The sequence below is a fragment of the Pseudomonas sp. LBUM1655 genome (assembly GCF_059716085.1).
Genome location: NZ_CP166801.1, coordinates 6,180,355 through 6,199,675, shown reverse-complemented (window position 1 = coordinate 6,199,675; position 19,321 = coordinate 6,180,355). Strand labels below are relative to the sequence as shown.

General features: G+C 60.5%; 15 protein-coding genes and 1 pseudogene. 6 read left to right on the top strand and 10 right to left on the bottom strand.

The window, feature by feature from the left end:
* Positions 1-190 precede the first annotated feature (190 nt).
* Positions 191-355: a hypothetical protein gene (locus ACA074_RS28005; RefSeq protein ID WP_497678173.1), complete on the top strand. Its 165-nt coding sequence runs from the start codon at positions 191-193 to the stop codon at positions 353-355.
* Here ACA074_RS28005 and ACA074_RS28000 read toward each other — a convergent pair whose 3' ends face one another.
* The 3 genes from ACA074_RS28000 to ACA074_RS27990 form a co-directional block, all read right to left on the bottom strand.
* Complete coding sequence (locus ACA074_RS28000; protein ID WP_497678172.1) at positions 356-3,313, bottom strand: autotransporter outer membrane beta-barrel domain-containing protein; 2,958 nt, start codon at positions 3,311-3,313, stop codon at positions 356-358.
* Between the two features lie 85 nt (positions 3,314-3,398).
* On the bottom strand, positions 3,399-4,235 hold the full coding sequence (locus ACA074_RS27995) for an amino acid ABC transporter permease (RefSeq protein ID WP_497678171.1): 837 nt from the start codon (positions 4,233-4,235) through the stop codon (positions 3,399-3,401).
* Positions 4,232-5,053 (bottom strand): ABC transporter substrate-binding protein, encoded by an 822-nt coding sequence (locus tag ACA074_RS27990; RefSeq protein WP_497615667.1) that lies wholly within the window; start codon positions 5,051-5,053, stop codon positions 4,232-4,234. Before ACA074_RS27990 ends, ACA074_RS27995 begins: the two co-directional genes overlap by 4 nt.
* A 113-nt stretch (positions 5,054-5,166) precedes the next feature.
* Here ACA074_RS27990 and ACA074_RS27985 point away from each other — a divergent pair, with 113 nt between their 5' ends.
* From ACA074_RS27985 to ACA074_RS27970, 4 genes and pseudogenes are all read left to right on the top strand, one after another.
* Positions 5,167-6,066, top strand: a complete 900-nt coding sequence (locus ACA074_RS27985; RefSeq protein ID WP_497658352.1) for a homocysteine S-methyltransferase family protein — start codon at positions 5,167-5,169, stop codon at positions 6,064-6,066.
* A gap of 403 nt (positions 6,067-6,469) precedes the next feature.
* Positions 6,470-6,835, top strand: coding sequence for a DUF6124 family protein (locus ACA074_RS27980; protein ID WP_497678170.1), 366 nt, complete (start codon positions 6,470-6,472; stop codon positions 6,833-6,835).
* Between the two features lie 199 nt (positions 6,836-7,034).
* Positions 7,035-7,246 (top strand): annotated as a pseudogene (locus ACA074_RS27975) (type II toxin-antitoxin system HipA family toxin); the annotation flags it as partial.
* Positions 7,247-7,425: 179 nt separating this feature from the next.
* The gene (locus ACA074_RS27970; RefSeq protein ID WP_489880199.1) at positions 7,426-7,704 is read left to right on the top strand and encodes a helix-turn-helix domain-containing protein; all 279 of its coding nucleotides are present in this window, start codon (positions 7,426-7,428) and stop codon (positions 7,702-7,704) included.
* A gap of 100 nt (positions 7,705-7,804) precedes the next feature.
* On the opposite strand, the gene ACA074_RS27965 is transcribed toward ACA074_RS27970, so the two are convergent.
* From ACA074_RS27965 to ACA074_RS27955, 3 genes are read right to left on the bottom strand one after another with little or no spacing between them, the layout of a single operon-like run.
* Positions 7,805-8,476 carry a GNAT family N-acetyltransferase gene (locus ACA074_RS27965; RefSeq protein WP_497678169.1) on the bottom strand — a complete coding sequence of 224 codons (672 nt, stop codon included), beginning with the start codon at positions 8,474-8,476 and terminating at the stop codon, positions 7,805-7,807.
* A 12-nt stretch (positions 8,477-8,488) separates the two neighbouring features.
* A complete protein-coding gene (locus ACA074_RS27960; RefSeq protein WP_401266659.1) occupies positions 8,489-8,935 on the bottom strand; it encodes a GNAT family N-acetyltransferase in 447 nt (148 codons plus the stop codon).
* A gap of 9 nt (positions 8,936-8,944) precedes the next feature.
* Entirely contained in the window at positions 8,945-9,568 is a 624-nt protein-coding gene (locus ACA074_RS27955) for an FMN-binding negative transcriptional regulator (RefSeq protein ID WP_401266656.1), read from the bottom strand.
* Between the two features lie 92 nt (positions 9,569-9,660).
* On the opposite strand from ACA074_RS27955, the gene pdxR reads away from it, so the two are divergent.
* On the top strand, positions 9,661-11,214 hold the full coding sequence (gene pdxR, locus ACA074_RS27950; RefSeq protein WP_497678168.1) for a MocR-like pyridoxine biosynthesis transcription factor PdxR: 1,554 nt from the start codon (positions 9,661-9,663) through the stop codon (positions 11,212-11,214).
* On the opposite strand, the gene ACA074_RS27945 is transcribed toward pdxR, so the two are convergent.
* The 4 genes from ACA074_RS27945 to ACA074_RS27930 form a co-directional block, all read right to left on the bottom strand.
* Positions 11,171-15,763: a dermonecrotic toxin domain-containing protein gene (locus tag ACA074_RS27945; protein WP_497678167.1), complete on the bottom strand. Its 4,593-nt coding sequence runs from the start codon at positions 15,761-15,763 to the stop codon at positions 11,171-11,173. The two genes, pdxR and ACA074_RS27945, sit on opposite strands and share 44 nt — an antisense overlap.
* Before the next feature lie 148 nt (positions 15,764-15,911).
* Positions 15,912-16,940, bottom strand: coding sequence for a histone deacetylase family protein (locus tag ACA074_RS27940; RefSeq protein ID WP_497678166.1), 1,029 nt, complete (start codon positions 16,938-16,940; stop codon positions 15,912-15,914).
* 155 nt (positions 16,941-17,095) lie between these two features.
* The gene (locus tag ACA074_RS27935; protein WP_187677164.1) at positions 17,096-18,091 is read right to left on the bottom strand and encodes an AraC family transcriptional regulator; all 996 of its coding nucleotides are present in this window, start codon (positions 18,089-18,091) and stop codon (positions 17,096-17,098) included.
* A 153-nt stretch (positions 18,092-18,244) separates the two neighbouring features.
* Positions 18,245-19,249: an asparaginase gene (locus ACA074_RS27930; RefSeq protein WP_497678165.1), complete on the bottom strand. Its 1,005-nt coding sequence runs from the start codon at positions 19,247-19,249 to the stop codon at positions 18,245-18,247.
* Positions 19,250-19,321 lie beyond the last annotated feature (72 nt).

Sequence of the window (19,321 nt, the reverse complement as noted above, 5' to 3'; positions counted from 1 at the left end):
GGCGTTCGTTTCCTTGGTTTTTTGAGTTTTCCTTCAGTAGCATTTTCGATGGCCTGGATGTTCGGCTCTTGTGCGAAGGAAGCCCCCGTCCATCCCATTGTCAGCGCAATCGCTAATGCCAGGTGGTGGGGGCGGAACGTGTAGTGAATGGTCATTGAGTTGAGCCTCGTTGAACTGGAGACCCAACTCTATGAAGGCGCTGAAAATTCCGATGTCGGCTGCTTCCCGCAGCCTTGCAGGCGACATCGCATCGTGGTGTCGAAATCTTCCACCAGATCCGGAACCGGTGTTTTTAACCCGCGGCACCGGCTCTTTTTCCTACGCGCAATCAAGCCCCCCGCCGGCTATTCAATAATCAAAAACTCATCTGCCACTGCCCAATCAAGCCGTGGTTACGACTGTTGCTACCCATTTCACCGCTGTAACCCACACCCAGCGTATGCCGAGCAGAAATCCCAACGTCCAGGCCCGCCTCCAGCACCAGACTATCGCGATCCAGCGAACTGCCATCGACACTGAACGCCGTGCCGCCGACCACGAAGGCCTGACGCGTCGAGCTGCTGACGTCGCCATAGGTGTGCTTCCAGCCCACCGCCATGCGCGGGGTCAGGCTCATGCCGTTGTCCAGGCTGCTCAGGTGCGCCAGGCGCAGGCCGAAGGTGCTGTTGAAGTTGTCCTGGGTCTGGCTGTCGACTTGCAGCGCCGCGGCGCCGCCCTTTTCCCGATAGCTGTCGCGGTGGTAGCGCTGGTAGCCGAGGCTGGCGAACGGTTCGGCGCTGAGACGGCCGCTGCCCATGGCGTAGCCGAGTTCGGCGAAGGCTTGCTGGCTGTCGGCGTCGTAGTCGCCTTTCGGGCGATCGCTGAAACCGTTGAAGGCGATGGTGCGTTTGCTTTCGCCTTGATGGCCGCTGTACGCCGCGCCGAGGCGCAGAGAGATCGGGCCGTTCTGATGCAGCGCGTAGACACCGGCATGCCAGCTCTCGACGTTGCCATCGACGCCGGTAGCGTCCAGATCGGTTTTCGAATAACCACCGAGCACGCCTAGACGCCATTGCGGATTCAGAGACCAGTCGGCACCGAGTACGCTGCCCTTGGTGCGCTGTTCCAGACCGCTGCTGCCGTGTTCGCCGTCGAGCTTGCCGTAGCCACCGATGCCTTGCAGCCAGAGGCGGCCGCGCGCGTTCGGATCATTCAGGTTACGCGCTGCGGATGGCACGCCGTTGGCCGCCAACACCGGTGTATCGCGCTGATCGAGGCCGACCATCAGTCCCGGGCTGCCGCCGATCTGCTGCATCGCCGAGAGCATGCTGCTGCCGACCTGACTGCTGGCGCCGAGGGTCGCGCTGGTGAGGTTGGCGTTGCTGGCGCCGGCCAGTTGCTCGATCGCCGCGCCGGCCGTGCTTTGGGTGGTGTTAAGCAACGCGTTGTACAGCGCGTTGTTCTTGCCCATCGAGGCCAGGCTGTTGGCGGCGTTGCTGCCGTTGCCGGTGGCGGCGAAATCATTGAAGGCTACGTCGTTGCGGGTGTACGTCAGATCGACTTGAGTCGGCGTATAGGCCAGCGTCGGCGTGAGAAACGCGTAGTCGCTGCTGACTTTGCCGAAGGTGCCGTTGACCTGCGCTGCTTGCAGCACGGTGTAATGGCTCTGCCATGGATAAGTGCCGCTGCCGGGGTTTACCGCCAGGTTCGCGCCGTTGAGATTCGCGGTGCCGCCGACCTGCACTGACGCGCTGCTGCCGTCGGCGTTGACGCCGTAGGCGAGGGTGGAGGCGCTGCCCATGTTCAGGTCATGAACAATGGTCGCGCGGCCGAGGCTGGTGTCGGTTCGCAGCGTGCCGTTGACGTTGAGGTTGCCCACCGAACCACCGCCGGCATATACACCGCCGGCATCCACGGTCAGGTTGCCTGCGATACTGCCTTGGTTGATCAGCGTCGCGTTGTTACGCACCGCACCGCCATCACTGAAATCGCCAGTACCGGTCAGCGTCCACGCGCCTTGCTTGACCTCCAGCCATTCAAAGTTGCGACTCTCGCCGAAGCTGCCGCCCGCCGCGTCGTCCATCACCACCCGGTCGTACCCGCTACCGCCATCGACCCTACCGACGAAGCGACTGCCATTGCGCAAGTTCAGGCTGTCATCGCCGCCGCCCAGATCCAGCGCCAGGCCATTGCTGCCGCTGATCGTGCCGCCGTTGATGACGTTGTCGGCGAACTCTCCGACAAGCTTCACGCCGAAACCGTCGAGGCCCTGGATGGTGCCGAAGTTCTCCAGCGTGGTCGCCGCCAGCCCCGAGCCACCGCTGCCGTCATCCACCAGAATGGCACTGGTGGCGCCGCTGATCATCGCGCCGCTGGCGTTGAGAATGTAGCCGCCGCCGAGGGCGATGCCCTCACTGCCATTGGCAAAACCACCCTTGTCGACACCGCCCGCGCCGACGCCTTGGATGGTGCCGTAGTTTTCGATGTGGGCGATCTTGTCGATGTCCACGCCGTCGCCGTCACCGTTGGGTTGCAGCCCGGAGTAGGCGCCGGTGATGGTGCCGTGGTTGATCACCGTGCCGTCGCCATCGGAGCCGAATCCCGAGCCATTGCGCCCGGTGATCTGCCCGTAGTTGATCAGTGTTGCGCCGAGGTCGGTGGTGATGCCGTGGCGGCCGCCGGAAATGACGCCGTAGTTGGTCACGCTGACACCGGTTGCGGTGTCGATATCGATGCCGTCGAATTTCTGATCGGCGTTGTGCGAGTCACCCGTGGAAATCTCGCCGTAGTTGGTAATCGTCGCATTGGCGCCGGTCTTCATGCCGTCGCTGGCGTCGCCGCGAATCAGTCCGCCTGTGCGGTTGATGATCGTGGTTTTCACCCCGTCGTTGCGCAATGCATCCAGATCCAGCCCTTGGCCGGTGGTGGAGCGGATGATGCCGCTGTTATCAATCAACAGGCTGCCGCTGACGAAGTTGCTGTCGATGCGCAAGGCATCGTTGGCGCCGAGAATCTGCCCGCCGCTGCGGTTGTAGAGGGTGTAGTTGCGCGCCTGGGTCAGGTCGCCGCTGCTGTCGATGGCCCGGCCACCGGTTGAAACGATTTTGCCGGCGTTATCGATCACCACCCCGGCGCCGCTGGTGCTGTCCTTCAGGCTGACGGCCTTGCCACTGTTGGTGATGCTGCCCGGCGCCGAAATTGTCAGCGTGTCGCTGCCGCCCAGGGTTTGCGAGGCGGTGGTGGCAGTGTCGATCTGCACGGTTTTACCGTGGGCGGCCGTGGTGGCGATCAACAGGGCGATGGCGAGGGACAGGCGCTGAGGCGGGAAGGGCATGGACGGACGGCCTTTTGTTATAAGCGGGCCGTCCTGTATAGCGATGGGTTTTTACAGAATGATGTCTGTGGTGTTGCAGAACACCTTAAGTTCGGCGCTCGTAAGCCTTGCCGTAATGCCGTTCCATGCGCGCCTGGATCAGCTCCAGCCCGATCGACATCACCCAGTAAATGATCGCGGCGGTCGTGAGCATCTCGATGTAGCGATAGCTTGAACGACCATACGACTGCGCCAGAAACATCACTTCCCAAACGCCCATCACCGAGATCAGCGACGAGTCTTTGAGCATCGAGATGAATTGGTTGGTGGTCGGCGGGATGATGGTGCGCATGGCTTGGGGCAGGGTGATGCGCCAGAAAATCACGCTCTCGCGCATGCCCAGCGCCAGCGACGCTTCGCGTTGGCCGTAGGGGACGCCGAGGATGCCGGCGCGGAAAATCTCGCTGAGATAGGCGCCGTAGTTCAGCGACAGCGCGATGATCCCGGCAGCGATGGCGCCGGGCACGATGCCCAGTTGCGGCAGGCCGAGGTAGATCAGCAGGATCTGGATCAGCAGTGGCGTGCCGCGAAAGAACGAGGCGTAGAAACTGGCGATGCCAAAGGCCACAGCGCTTTTCGACAGTCGCGCCAAAGCCGTCACGAAGCCCAGTAATGACGAGGTGACAATCGAGCATACGCACAGAAACAACGTCAGCGCCGCGCCTTGCAGGAAGCCATTGGGTGCGAGTTTGAGGCCGACCAGGTTGGGCAGTTTGTCGAGGATGATCGAGAACTTCAGGTCGAAGCTCAGGAAGAACCCGGCGAACAGGCAGAGCATCACCGCCCAGGTCAGGTACAGCCGCGTACGAAAACCGAAGAGTCGGCGCAGAAGTGATTCAGCCACCGGTTGCGGTGGCTGTGGAGGTGTCGGAAAAGAAGTCATTGACTGATATCGGCGCCGATCCATTTTTGCGAGAGCTTGCTCAGGGTGCCGTCCTGCTTGAGCTGCGCAAACACCTCGCGCACTTTCGCATCCCACTGGGCATCACCCTTTTCGATGGCCACCGAGTTCGGCTCCGAATACAGCGGCGCACCGGCCAGTTTGAAGCGCTTGTCTTCATTCAGGCGTGGCTGCGCAGTGACGAGGTTGGTGAGGATCGCATCCAGACGCACGCCGGCACCCAGGCCCAAGTCCTGGAAGGCAACGTTGTCGGTGTCGTACGGGGCGATCTGCACCTCCTCGAACGGGTACTGCAACTGCGTGTCTTCGGCGCCTTCGATGACCAGATTCTTGTTCAGATAACTTTCATAGCTGGAGGCGCTGGTGAGGCCGACTTTCTTGCCGCTCAGATCCTTGGCACTGTGGATGCGATCGTCTTTGGCGTTGACCACGATCACGGCTGGCGAAGCGTAGTACTCGACCGGGAAGTCGAACACCTCGGCGCGTGCCTTGCTCGGGGTCATTGAGCAGATGCAGATGTCGTAGCGCCCGCTCCAGCGGCCGGCGGCGATGACGTCCCAGGACGGTGTTTCGAGGCGCAGCTTGACGCCGAGTTTGTCCGCCACGGCTTTGGCCACATCGACGTCGAAGCCGTCGAGCTGGTTCTGCTCGTTAAGGAACGAGAAGGGTGGATAGCTCTCCATCAACACGCCAACCAGTTCTTTTTTCTGCTCGACGCGATCCAGCGTGGCGCCGCCGAAAGCTTGAGTGGAGGCGGCCAGAATCGTCAGGCCCAGGGCCAGTAGCGGTTGAAATTTCACAGTCGATCCCTGGTTAAAAAAGAGGTTGTTATTAACGGAATGGTGCGTATTAAATAGTTATAAGAACGACTCTGATAGTGAGTTATTTTCATAAGCTTATGAGTGAAAGGCATATGGGCGCAGCAAACACGATTATTCTCGATGGCGGCATGGGCCGTGAGTTGCAACGCGCCGGTGCGCCATTCCGGCAGCCAGAGTGGTCAGCCCTGGCGCTGAGCGAAGCGCCGCAAGCAGTGGAAGCGGTACACGCCGCCTACATCGCCAGCGGTGCCAATGTGATCACCAGCAACAGTTACGCGGTGGTGCCGTTCCACATCGGCGAAGAGCGCTTCGCCGCTGAAGGGCAGGCGCTGGCGGCGTTGGCCGGTGAACTGGCGCGGCGTGCGGTAGAGGCTTCGGGCAAAGCCGTGCGGGTGGCCGGTTCCTTGCCGCCGTTGTTCGGTTCTTATCGCCCGGATCTGTTCGAGGCGTCCCGTGTGACCGAGTTGCTCAACCCGTTGGTCAAGGGCCTGGCACCGCACGTTGATCTGTGGCTGGCGGAAACCCAGAGCTCGATCGTCGAGGCGCGCGCCATTCACGCCGGCCTGCCGCAGGACGGCAAGCCGTTCTGGCTGTCGTTTACTTTGAAGGACGAAGACACCGACGAAGTGCCGCGTTTGCGTTCCGGCGAGCCAGTGGCCGACGCGGCTGCAGTGGCCGCCGAGTTGGGCGTCGAGACGCTGTTGTTCAATTGCAGCCAGCCGGAAGTGATCGGCGCGGCGATTGATGCGGCGCGCGACACCTTTGAACGTCTGGGGGTGAAGATTCACATCGGCGCGTATGCCAATGCGTTTCCGCCGCAGCCCAAAGAAGCCACGGCCAATGACGGACTCGACCCGTTGCGCGAAGATCTCGACCCGCCGGGTTATCTGCATTGGGCGCTTGATTGGCAGCAGCGTGGCGCCAGTCACCTGGGCGGTTGCTGCGGGATCGGCCCGGAGCATATCGCGGTGCTGGCGCAGAAACTCGGTTAAGAGAAGAGGCCTGATACGGCAGAAAAATCGCCAATTATTCTTGTGCAGTAAACCTCTGCCGTCGCTCTTGTTTAAAGCCTGTTGGCTTTACGTCTTGCGACCTACAAAACCTTGCGCCGCTGCCTACGCATGCACCAGAATCCGCCGGCTTGTGCGCCTTTGGCTGGCTGCGTAACTTGGTTTGCATCACTGATTTCCAGTGATCGGGCTTAGCGGCCCGGCTAGTCACTACGGTTGCACATATCTGTCCAGTCAGGCATTCGCCTGCACTTGATGGTGGCTGTGCGCATGGCACCTTCGGGTGCACCGGGTTTTTGGTGACTACCGGTCCGCTAACTTGCGCACAGCCGCCACCCTTTCGCTTAGCGGCGAAAAGATGGCGGCCTCACAGAGGTTAGTCACCATGTTCAAACCAACGCCAAACCCGCCGACGACAGACCCGGCATCCCCCTACGAATCGCCCGATTCAAAGAAATTCCACGAAGCCGCCGAGCGCGCCCTCGACCACTATCTCGGCCCATCGGCGGCCGACATCATGGCCGCGCCTTACAAACCCAACACGCTCTACATGGCAAGCCCCGAGGCCGACAACGAGTCCCTGCTGGTAGATGCCAGTGAAACCCTTGGCTCGGCCACCGTCATGATCAACAACCATATCGCGCAGGTTGAAGGTACCCACCGCAAAACCCTGCAAGGCATCGCTCAGGTGGTGATGCTGGCAGAGCTGGCGGTCAATCGGGTGCTGGACAGGTTAGTGCCAACGGAGTGATCAACGTGCTGGCGGCGCATGCGAATGTGCTTCCAGCACATTGGCTGGGAAATACGTTGTTGATGCTTTTCTGCATTTTGTTGCAGATGTATGCGTGGCTCTCGATGAAATATGCACTATATTGCAGTTATTACTGAAAACTCTTCGCTAAAGTGCATTTAAATGCAGGTGCAAAGCGTATGTACGACCTGACGATGAGCGAGAGCCCATTGGATTTCAGCGTCAGGACGTGATCCTGCGTGACAACCGGTTTCTCGAGTACGCCTATGAACTGGGTGCAGCCATTGGTGGTGCAACGGGGGCGGGGGGGAAGCACCGAAGCTTTTGTTGGCAGAGAACAAGGCGGGTCTCCTGTTCCCCGATGCAGTCCTTGAGGATTCAGAGGTCAGTCAACACTGGTTTGTGAAGTTTGACCCCTTGGCTGCTTTGGCTGGCGCGCCGGATTCATTCGAGCGCCTGCGTCAGGACGCACAACGCCTCGCGGCCCTTCCCGATATTTTGACCGAGAGCGGTCTGCCGGACCGAACCATGAATCACCCAGGCATTGCATTGAAAAATCTGGAGCAGCGATTGAAAGGGTGGGATCTGAAATGAGCCTGACCGTTGCCGAACGCACTGTGCTTATTGAAAACATAAAAGAGGGGCTGGCGCAGGAAACGCTTGAGATCGGTGAAGCCGTTCGCCGCTTGCGTGTGGAAGTGACGGGTTTGCATCAGACCCAATTCGCGAAAATGTGCAAAATTTCGGTTCGTACCTTGGTGCACATCGAACATGGTGAAGGTAATCAGACGCTGAAGTCGCTGAACGCCGTGTTTCGTCCGTTTGGGATGAAGATGGGCGTTGTGCGGATTCGGCGAGATATCAGTTAAAGATCAAAAGATCGCCGCCTGCGGCTGCTCCTACATTTGCCTTGTGTAGGAGCTGCCGAAGGCTCGGGCCGCGTTCGGACGATCTTTTGCTTTTAAAAGGTTAAGAACGGCACTCGACCAACCCTTTCACCTGCCCATCAGGCGTCTGGTTTTCATCCGACAGCCAGCGCTCAAACCCCGCCGCAATCGCCGGCCACTCACCATCCAGAATCGAGTACCACGCGGTGTCGCGGTTCTGACCCTTGACCACCATGTGCTGGCGGAACACGCCTTCGAAGCTGAAGCCCAAGCGCTCGGCCGCGTATTTGGAGCGGGCGTTACCGTTGTTGCACTTCCATTCGAGGCGGCGGTAGCCGAGCGCAAAGGAATATTTGGCCAGCAGGTAAACCGCCTCGGTGCTTTTCGGTGAGCGCTGCATCGGTGCGCCGAAGGTGACGTGGCCGATTTCGATGCGGCCCTGAGCCGGGACGATCGACATCAGGCTGAGGATGCCTTGCACTTGATTTGTTGCGCGGTCGATGACGCTGAAGAAATACGGATCGCTGCTGGCTGCGTGATTGTTCAGCCAGGCATTGAACACGCTGCGCTCCGGGAACGGGCCGTAGGGCAAGTAATCCCAGAGTTTCGGGTCGGCACCGGCGCCTTGCAGGGCGTTGAACAGCTCGTCGGCGTGGCGCGCCGGGTCGAGTCTTTCCAGGCGGATGAAGCGACCTTCGAGCAGTTTGGTGATCGGGGCGGGGACGCCTTTCCAGTCGGCAAGTGAAGCAGTCATGAGCGTCTCTCCTTAAAGGGCTTTGCGAAACTGGATGAACCCCGGGCGCTCGGCGATGCGCTCGTAGAGCTGGATCGCGGTGGCATTGGTTTCGTGGGTCAGCCAATGGACTTTGCAGCAACCGTCGGCCTTGGCCGTGGCGTAGACGTGTTCGATCAGCAGGCGACCGACGCCGCTGCCGCGAGTGTGTTCCTCGACCAGCAAGTCTTGCAGGTAGCAGGAGTTTTCGATGCTCCAGTTCGAGCGATGGTAGATGTAATGCACCATGCCCACCGCTTTGCCGTCCGCCCAGGCGAGCGCGGCATGAGTCGGCTCGCTCGGATCGAGAAAGCGCTGCCAGGTGCTGTGCGTGACGGCGTCCGGCAGTTCGCCTTTGTAGAAGGCCAGGTAAGCCTGCCACAGCGGCAGCCAGGCGGCGTGGTCGCCAGCGGTAACTGGGCGGATATCGATCTGACTCATGTGTTTTCCTTAACGCATCAATTGGGCGAGGGTTTGGTCGTTGACCTCGGGGCTGGCCGCGAGCCCTTCGCGCACACCGGCAATGTCCTCGGGGCTGCGGTTCTGGCTGAGCTTGCGTTTGCCTTCGAGACGGTCGATGGGAATGGCGAAACCGACGATGGCCTTGAGCATGCCGTCGATGTAATCAGCGGGGGCGTCGTCGACCTTCCATGGTTGCGCACGGCCGGCTTCATGGCGGTCGGTGAGGGTGCTGACGATGTCGAGCAGGCGTCCGCCATCACTGAAAGTTTCGGCGTGGCCATAGGCGTGGACGGCGACGTAGTTCCAGGTCGGCACCACTTTGCCGTGTTCGGCTTTGCTTGGGTAAAAGCCCGGGCTGACGTAGGCGTCCGGGCCGGCAAAGATCAGCATCGCTTCGGCGCCGTCGCGCAGGTCTTTCCACTGCGGATTGGCCTTGGCCAGGTGCCCGTAGAGCGTGCCGTTTTCGCCTTGCTCGCAATGCAGCAGCACCGGCACATGGCTGGCTTGCAGACCGGTTTCGCCGTGGGTCACCAGAATGGCGAGGCGGGTGGCGAGGATCAGTTCGTGGAGCTGCGACAACTCGTCGATGGCAAAGGCGCGTGGCGTGTACATGGAGATATTTTCCTTGGCGAATGCCAGCATCGTAGGCAGGCTATTGGTCTGTTGTAAGAGCCATTGATGACCAATTTCATAGGTCCATTGCCATGCCCGATTCGAGCACGCTGTCGCTTTCCTTCAACCCGGCCGGTATTGAACTCGACCGTCGCCAAGGCTTGAGCCGCCAGCTCTATCAAGCGTTGCGCCTGCGCGTGCTCGACGGTCGATTGAGCAGTGGCACGCGGCTGCCGGCCAGTCGTGATCTGGCGGCGGCACTGGCGATTTCGCGCAACAGCGTGGTTCGTGCCTACGATCAGCTCTACGCCGAAGGCTTTATTGAGGGACGAGTGGGCGATGGTACTTACGTGGCGCAATTGCCCGGTGAACAACTCTCGGCAAAAAAACTATCCACAAAAGTATCCACAGGGTTTTCAACAGGCTTACCCACAGCCTTATCCACAAATTGGCTGGATTTGCCTGTTGATCCATCCAGTAAAGTTATCCACAACGATCCGCTGAGTCGGGTGAAAAACAACCATTTATCCAAACCTCCCAGTGGCCCGCCACGGGCATTTCGCGTCGGCGTGCCGGCCTTCGATCTCTTTCCGTTTGACGTCTGGGCCAAGCTCAACGCGGCTTTCTGGCGTAAACCGGATCTTCAGCAGCTCTGTTACGGCGATCCGGCAGGCGATGCGCGGTTACGCGGGCTGATCGCCGCTTATTTGCGCAGTTCGCGCGGTATGCAGTGCTCGGCTGAGCAAATTGTGATCACCAGTGGCGCACAGCAGGGCATTAGCCTTTGTGCACAGTTGCTGGTGGAGCCGGGCGATGGTGTCGGCATCGAAAATCCGGGGTACCGCGCGGCCGGTCATGCGTTCGCTGTGGCGGGTGGCCGGTTGCGCGGGATTGCTGTGGATGAAGAGGGTATGGATTGCTCGGCATTGTCGGCGGCCACTGATTGCCGCGTGGCTTATGTCACGCCGTCCCATCAATACCCGACGGGCGTGGTGATGAGTCTGGCGCGACGTCTTGAGTTGCTGGCCTGGGCTGAACGCACCCAAGGCTGGATCATTGAGGATGACTACGACGGCGAGTACCGCTACACCGGCGCGCCATTGGCTCCGTTGGCGGCGCTCGATCGCCAGGGGCGCGTGCTGTATGTCGGCACCTTCGGCAAGGTCGCGTTCCCGGCGTTGCGCCTGGGATATCTGGTGCTGCCACCGGGGCTGGTGGAAGCGTTTTCGCAACGCCGGGCGGTGGACGTCCGGCATTCCGAGGTGAGCACGCAGGCGGTAATGGCCGAATTCATGGCGGCCGGGCATTTCCAGCGGCATATCCGCCGGATGCGCCGGGCCGCGCTGAGCCGTCGCAATACCCTGCTCGACGGTTGGCCGACAGCCATCGCCGGTGTCGGAAAGCTGCCGGCGGTGTCTGCCGGGTTGCACCTGACGGTGGCTGTAGACAGCATCGAGCGCGAGCAGCAACTGGTTGAGCAGGCTGCTCGCGTGGATGTGGAGATCAACGGTTTGAGCAATTACTGGTTGCCTGACTCATTGACCTCGCCCGACCAACGCGCCGGTCTGGTTCTGGGCTTTGCCGCCGTGCCTGAGGCTGCGATCAAAGCGGCGCTGACCCGGTTGCAACAGGCTTGGCGAGAGTGAAGAACACGTTCTCGGCGAGCTGCGTTGAAATCTCGCTGCGGTAAATATCAATGACTTGCTGATTATTGAGGCCGCGCAGTTCATAGGCGCCACCGAGGTGACGCTGTGCGACGGTTTTCATGTGGCCGGCTTCGAACGCAATGTCCGGGGCGCTCACGCTGGTGTAGTGAAAGTGCGCATAACACAGGACCTTTCGGGTCTTGACCTCGCGTACTTCGTACTCGTCCAGAAAGTCATTGGGACGGCTTTGGAGTTTGCGTCGCGTAACGGTTTTGTAGATGTAGACCTCATCTTTGCTTTTAAGCCACTCGACCCCGGCAGCCGATGGCGGTTGTTGTTTGATCATGCGGATGCGGGTGCTGGTGCCTTTTTCATACAGGCGGGTCGCGGCGTCGCTGAGCGCGTGACCGAGGGCTTCAGTTCCGGCGGAGGAGCCGGCGGTGAGATTGCTGGCGGTCAACGCCTCATCTATTGCTGCATTGGCTCTGGTTAAACGGTCGGCATGGCGGTGGTATTCCTCCTCAATCTCGACGGGAACTCGTCGATCTCGTTTGATGCGCGCTTCGATCAGTCGATGAAACGCCGCCAGCCCGTCGATCAAGGCCTGACCCTGCGCGAGGCTTCTTTTGAGATTCGGTCTGGCCTTGGCAGGCTGCGAGTGTGTACTGCCCTGTTCGACCCATTCCCCCGGCGACTTCTCATGAAACGTAGCGATCACCCCTGTGAGCTCGCTACGCACTTCAACCTGGTCAGTGTCTTGACCATCAACACTTTTTTTCCGCTCGCCGACCAAGGTGCCCTTGAACTTGGTCTTGATGATTTTTCGCCCGGAGGCTGAACCGGAGGAGGGTCTCGACGGCCCGGGCAAGGGGTCGAGTAAATGTTTGTTGCGCAGCAGATCCGCCAGGCGCACATCTGTTCCCGCCTTGAACTCGCTCACCCGCGTGCGTATGTGTCTGAGTCGATCAGTCTGAATCTGGTTGGCAAACTCTGCGGTGAAGTCGGCAAAGCGTTGATCCACCGAGCTGAACTGCTCGGAAACATTGCTCAGGGCTTCGATCCGTTCACGCAGGTTGCTCAGGCCATCGTCGGCGGTCAGATTCAGTGAACTCTGAATATTCAGCGCAGCATCTTCGATCAGGGTTTCCAAAGCCTGTTGTGCCTCGACCCGGAAGGCGTTCTCGCCGGGCTTGAGGCCGATTTCCTGCCCGAGGCTGATCTGTAAAAGCTTGAGGTCATTCAGGTCGTAGGTCGGCAACGCCTTTCGATAAAGGGCCAGGGTTTCCACGGCGTCCTTGCCCAGCAGTTCCAGTTCCTGGAATCGGCTATGAGCCGACTCGACCTTTTCGATGATGCTCTGGGTCTGATCGGTCATTCGTTCGCAGGCCTGGACAAAGGCCTGCCGTTCGACATTGGCGTCGTCAGCAATCATCGCCATCGTCGCGGTCACGTTGGTTTGATAGTCGGTGGCGTTTTCAGTGAGCCACTGCTGGCCGAGAAACAACTGCATTTCCAGCCGCTGGATCATGGTGGTGCGGTAGTTGGGAATGTTCTGCACCAGGTTCAATGCCTTGATCTGCTCGATGTTCGCGCCGTACGCCTTGCTCTGTGAGTCGAGGGTGTCCAGATACTGTTGGCGTGCCACGTCAACGGCTTGTGGCTGAGCAGCGGTCATTGCACTGTGGGCCTGGTCGAGGCGGGCTTGCTTATCCTCCATGGTCAGGTCGAAAGCCTTGAGGTCGGCGGTTAGTTTTTCGGCTTGTTTGTCGCGTTTGCTTTTGGCTTCCTTGCGGCGATTGCGCAGCCCGCCTCCGCGCAGGCGCAAGCGAAGATCGAGGACCCATTGACCGCCGGCGGTGCGGGTCAGCAAGGGGCCTTTTAATGGCGGTTGCTGACGTGAGTCGATGATCTGCACGTCTTCGTTGTCATTGATCTCCACTTCAAACCAGCGTTTGCCGACGGGGGCATACCATTTGTTCTCGTGTGCATAGAGGTGCTGATGCCGACCTGTACTGGCCGCCTCCCCGAGCCCTTCGGGTTTGGAGATATTGAAGCTGTCGAGCAGGGCGGTCAGCGCAAGGGGCGAGCGCAGTAGCGCGGCGATGGCGTTGACGGAGGTCTCGTGGGCGGCGGGCAACTCGGTACTGGTAATGTCAGGCAAACGGAGCGGTTTGATCACCTCGGAGGGTGGGGTTATTGCCTGCGGTTCTTCCTCCTGCACCAGGGGGAGCGATTCGCTGGCTGGCCTGTCACCGACCGCTGCGCGATGAGCAAGCACCATACCCAGCGCGAGGAAAATATCGGCCAGCGCCGTCCAGGCCACCTTGCCGGACTCTTGATTGGCGACGTCGCTGATCTCCTGCAAGTCGTCCATGATTTGCCATATCCATGCCGCCGTACCAACACTGCGGCCCAGAAACGGTAATGCCGCATTGAATAGCATCCAGCCGCCGCGCTTGAGGCTGGCCCAGCGTGCTTCGGCATTGGAGACGGACTGGCGATCGGCCTGGGTGATGACTGCCTGAACGTTGGTGGTGTGCAGTGTCGCCAGGATATCGCCTTCGATCACTGCAGCGCCGAGTGTCACAGGGCCGGACATGTCTAGGGCGGTGAGCGGGTTGACCAACAGTTGCGGAATCGTCCACACCGACGGCAGTTTGGCGGTGAACACGAACTGGCTGTAGTTGAATCGCACATCGTCCGGCAACCAGGCCAGAACCGATTCACTCAGTTGCCGGGAATGCTGGATCGCATACAGCAGGTTGGCGTGGCTGGGGTACTGAATCAGTGCCATTTGGAACAGCGGTCGATAAAGCACGCAGGGGCCTTTGTCCGCGTCGCGCGGGCCGATGACGAACATGTTGGTCACGGTGTCGGTCTGTGAACCGCTGCGGTGGGCAGCGAACGCGAGCGGCCGGATGACGATCTCATGCCCATCGACCTGACGCGCCTGGGCACTGCTGTTCAGGGCGGCAACCACATACCGGTAACCGAGTTCGTTGATACCGGCATTGCCACGGATCTTGTGTTGCAGCGCCAGAAGCGGCAGCTCGAGGGATAACTGGCAGGTGTACAACCTCTGCAAGGCCGCCGCGTGCACCGCATCGTCCACCAGCAGCTTTTTCAAGTGTGCGGGGTAGGTTTTGCCAATATCGACGCTGCTGACCAGTTGTTCGAGGTACGTCACGGTCATCCAGTCCGGCAGGGCGCTACCGTCCTTGTAATGCACGGTTTTATTGCCCAGCGGCAGGCCCGCCAGGTTTTGCAGGGCAAGCTCGGTCAGCGACAGGCTTTTGATCTGAATATTGCCCGGCAGGACGAACGTGCCCCACACCTCCAGGCTGGCAATGCTGATTTCGATCTTGTCGATCTTCAGATCTTTTGCTGTCGGGTGATCCTCGAGCATTTGTCGGCTCAGGGCATCGCGAGTAAAGGTCTGCAGGCTGGCAACCTGCTCCTGAAACGACTTGCCCTTGTTCGAATGCTGCAACACCGTCAGGTCCAACAGATAACGACTGTAGGCGGCCTGGTCTGCGGGCGCGGCGTCATCCAGCCAGACTGGCAGTATCGGACGCATGCGATCGATATGCGGTTTAAGGTTGGGTGGTGGTTGCCGAGGTTTACCGGTGTGCGGGTAGAGCTGATCGGTTGTCGAGCTCCCAAAGAAATTGATCTCCCCGAGGGCGTCGCCTTCCAGGGCGATCAGTGTGCAGGCCTGGTGGTCGAAAAAGTTGCCTTCCGGTTCCAGTAACCGCCACTTGAGCGGGCTGCTGGAGGTTCTTTGCCAGGATTTGCGCGGCAATGCGTCGCCGAGTTCATCCAGGGAGTCGAAACTCTGGAAACCATGGATCACTGAATAGGTGAGGATTATCGTGCGCTCGTCGACGCTACCAATCAGCACTGCGCTGTCCAGCAGGGTCAGATGCTCGTTGCTGTCGCCCTGGTCGAGGTCAATCAGGCAGGCGCGGGTCTTGTATTTGTCATTGGGCAAGCGCTGTTGTTTGTCCGGGACCTTGAAAACGGCATGGGCCATGGCCCGTTGTTCGGCATCCCAGCCTTGGCGGGCGTCGACGTTCCACAGGTTGCGCAGGGCGTCCGACATTTGCTGCCAGCGCGGCCGCTCCGGGGCGATGAAGGTGCCCCAGTAAGCGATATGTTGTTCTTTGAAGGCGACGAACATCAAAGGCGCAAATTCATTGAGCAGGCGGCCGACCGCGTCGATCTTCACGGGCAGCTGGATTGCCGACCGGCCGGGCTGCAAGGTCAGAAAGTGCTCTCCGTCGAGGTAGTTCACCGTGGTGCCGCTCAGCGTGAGTCGTACCAGAACATCGGTCAGAGACTCGATCTGCTCGCGGCCGGGCACGACTTGCTCGCCTTCGATGACCCACGTCGGTGTCACCACCATGGCCTGTTGCGGATCGATGTGCAGGGTCGGGTACAGCGTCTTGAGCGCCGGTTGCAGCGTTTTCGAGGCGACTTCGCGCAACGAAGGGCCGGTCACCAGTTGTGTCACGACATCAACGGCGCTGGGTATGGAAGATTCGGGCATGAGCAATTCCTGATCTGACGAAAGAGGCGCGCCGCAAGGGCGTCATATCAGGGCAAGGTAGAGGTCACGTTGTGGCGCTGTGCGGTACATAAATGTTGCGGGCAAAAAAAGACCCGCGAGTGCGGGTCGTTTACGGCTGCGTTGCTCTCTACGGGTTTTCAAATCCTTCGAGGACGTTCACCGCGTTGATGCCGATTTCTTCCACGGCGTAGCCGCCCTCCATGACGAACAGGGTCGGTTTGCCAAGGGCGGCAATGCGCTTGCCCATCGCCAGATAATCCGGGCTGTCGAGTTTGAATTGCGAGATCGGATCATCCTTGAAGGTGTCGACACCCAGCGACACGACGATGATGTCGGCGCCGTAGCTGTCGATCTCGTTGCAGGCCTGATCCAGCGCTGCGCTCCATGCATCCCAGCCAGAGCCGGCCGGCAGCGGATAGTTGAAGTTGAAACCCTCACCGTCGCCTTCGCCGTGTTCATCGTCATAGCCGAGGAAGAACGGGAATTCCGCTTCCGGGTGGCCATGAATCGAGGTGAACAACACGTCGCTGCGCTCATAGAAAATCGACTGCGTGCCGTTGCCGTGGTGATAGTCGACGTCGAGGATCGCGACTTTTTTATGGCCCTGATCGAGGAACGCCTGCGCGGCAATGGCAGCGTTGTTGAGGTAGCAATAACCACCCATCAAGTCGCTGGCGGCGTGGTGCCCCGGTGGACGGCACAGGGCGAAGGCGCTGTGTGCTCCAGCCTGGATCGCTGCTTGCGCGGTCAGCGCCACCTGCGCCGCGCTGTACGCCGCTTGCCAAGTGCCGGCGGTGATTGGCGCGCCGCCGTCGAAGCTGTAATAGCCGAGTTGGCCGTGCAGGCTGGTCGGCTTGATCGCACGCAAGGTGCGCGCCGGCCAGGTGTAGGGCAACAAATCGCCGTCGGTGTTGAATTCGGTCCAGCGCGCCCACGCGCCTTTGAAGAAATCCAGGTAGTCGCGGCTGTGGATGCGGGCGATCGGTTCGAGGCCGAAATCCTTCGGCGCTTCCACCGGACCGAGGTGCTGGTGTTGCACCCGTTGCAGCACATGGTCGGCGCGCGACGGCATCTCGAAGCACGGCTTGAGCTGGCCATCGATCAATTCGCAGCGGCCATGGTGCAGGTGGTGATCGTCCGAGTAGATCGTCAGCATTTGTTGTTCTCCGCAGGGCTGAGTCGGGTTGCACCCAGTGTTGCGGCGCGAGGCGATTCGGAGAACGGCAGGAAAGGCCAAAAGGGGATTGATCTGGCCAAAAATGCTGACCGCTATTCGCCCCTCGCTGGAGCAGCCTGCCCCCACAGGGTTTATCAGTGCGGCCGGAACTGACTCGGCGCCACGCCGCTCCAGCGCACGAATGCATGGCGGAAACTCGCGGTCTCGCTAAAGCCCAATGTCTCGGCGATACGGTAGATCGGCAACTGATCTTCGCAAAGCATCTGCTTGGCCCGTTCGAAGCGCAGTTCGTCGAGCAGCTCCTGATAACTGCTGCCCATGTCCTTGAGGTGTCGGCGCAAGGTACGAGGCGAGCACTTCATCTGCTGCGCCAAGCCTTCCAGCCCCGGGGCCGCGTTCAACTGGGCGCTGAGCAACTGACGGATGCGCCCGAGCCACGCCTGACGCCCGGTGAACTCGAGGTTCTGCTTGCGGCAGCGTTCGGCCATGGCTTGATGGGTGATGGCATCGGCCAGCGGCAGCGGCTGATCGAGCCAGTGCCGGTCGAAGGCGAAGGCATTGTCCTTGGCGGCGAAGTGCAATGGGCTGGCGAAGTGCTCGGCGTAGCTGTCGCGGTAATCCGGCGCGGCGTGTTCGAACCGCGTGGCGAGTAGCGGCAGCGGATGGCCAAGCAAGTCATCGCAAATGACTTTCAGCGAAACCAGGCAGAACTCGGCATTGAACACCGCCATCGCCGGGCTCTCGCGATAGTCGGCTGCGACGAACCAGACGCGTTCGCCGTCCTCTTCCAGGCTCAGCTCGAAAAGTGTTCCCAACAGCGCCGGATAACGGATCGCCAGACGCAAAGCGTCACCGAAGGTGGCACAGGTGAGCAGCGCGTAACCGAGCATGCCGTAGCAGGAAACGTGCATGCGCCGGCCCAGTTCCAGGCCGATGTCGTGCTTGAGCGCGACAGCATTGGCGCAGACCTGCATTTCCTGATTGGTGGTAATGCGCGTGTCGGCACGGTTCAGATCCGCCGCACTGATGCCGCTGCCGGCCAGCAGTGCTTCGCTCGGCAAGCCTTCTTCGTTGAAGGTTTTGAGAATCAGGGAGACGGCATTGAGGGTGGTGAGGTGGGAGTGGAGCATGGTGGGTTCCAGCCTTAGGAGGCTGGGAACAGAGCAAGTTGCATGCCTATCGCCCTCCTGTAGGAGCTGCCGAAGGCTGCGATCTTTTGATCCTGAAAAACCAAATCAAAAGATCGCAGCCTTCGGCAGCTCCTACAGGGGTTTTGTGTGGTGTCAGATCAGTTCGCCACACAGGTCGAGTTCGACCAGTCGGCGGACTTCAGCGGTTTCCAGGCCTGCCCCCAGCAACCCATGCAACTTGCCGAACGCCGCTTCGCGCGTCATGCCGCCCCCGGACAACACACCGACGCCGCGCAAACGGCTGCCAGCCTCATACACATCCAACTCGACCCCGCCTTCATGGCACTGCGTGACCGCGACCACCACCACACCGTTATCCCGCGCACGGCCGAGGCTGGCGAGGAATTCCGGGTTGTCGCTCGGCCCGGTGCCGCTGCCGTAGCATTCCAGCACCAGCCCCTGAATGCCGCTGTCGAGCAGGCCGTCGAGGATCTCGGCGCCGATGCCGGGGAACAGCGGCAGCACGGCAACTTTCGCCAATTGCTTTGGCTGGTTGTAGTTCAACGCGGCTGGAATCGAAGTGGCTTTCACGCCGCCGCCCTGACGCTCCAGACGTTTGAACGGGTGACGGCCGAAGCTGCGCACTTTCGCGCAACGGGTTGGCGCCAGCAGTTCGCCGTGAAAGTACAGGTGCACGCCCGGCGCCAGGCCTTGGCCGAGGGCGACCAGCGCACCGCCGAGGTTTTCCCAGGCATCGCTGTCGGTCACGCCCGCCGGCAACATGGAGCCGGTGAAGCACACGCGGGCGTGCAGGCCGAGCAACTGGAAGCTCATGGCTGCGGCGCTGTAAGCCAGGGTGTCGGTGCCGTGCAGGATCAGCACGTTGTCGCAGCCTTGCACGTCCACGGCATCGACCACCGCTTCACGCAGTTGCTGCCAATAGGCCGGGGTCATGTTGGCGCTGTCGATCAGCGGCGATATCTCGCGAAAGCGCCACTGCGGCACGACCAGTTCAGGCTGGCTGTGCAGGTACTCGCGCATCCGCGCTTCAAAACCGGACGCCGGGGCCAGGCCATTGGCGCTGGCCTGCATGCCGATGGTGCCACCGGTGTACAAAACCATGACGTGCTGGGCGGCAGGATAAGTCGACGAATTCATGAGGATTCTCCGAGAGGAAGAGTTCCTGTGGGAGCGAGCAAGTCGGCTCCCACAGTTTTTCGAACTGTAACT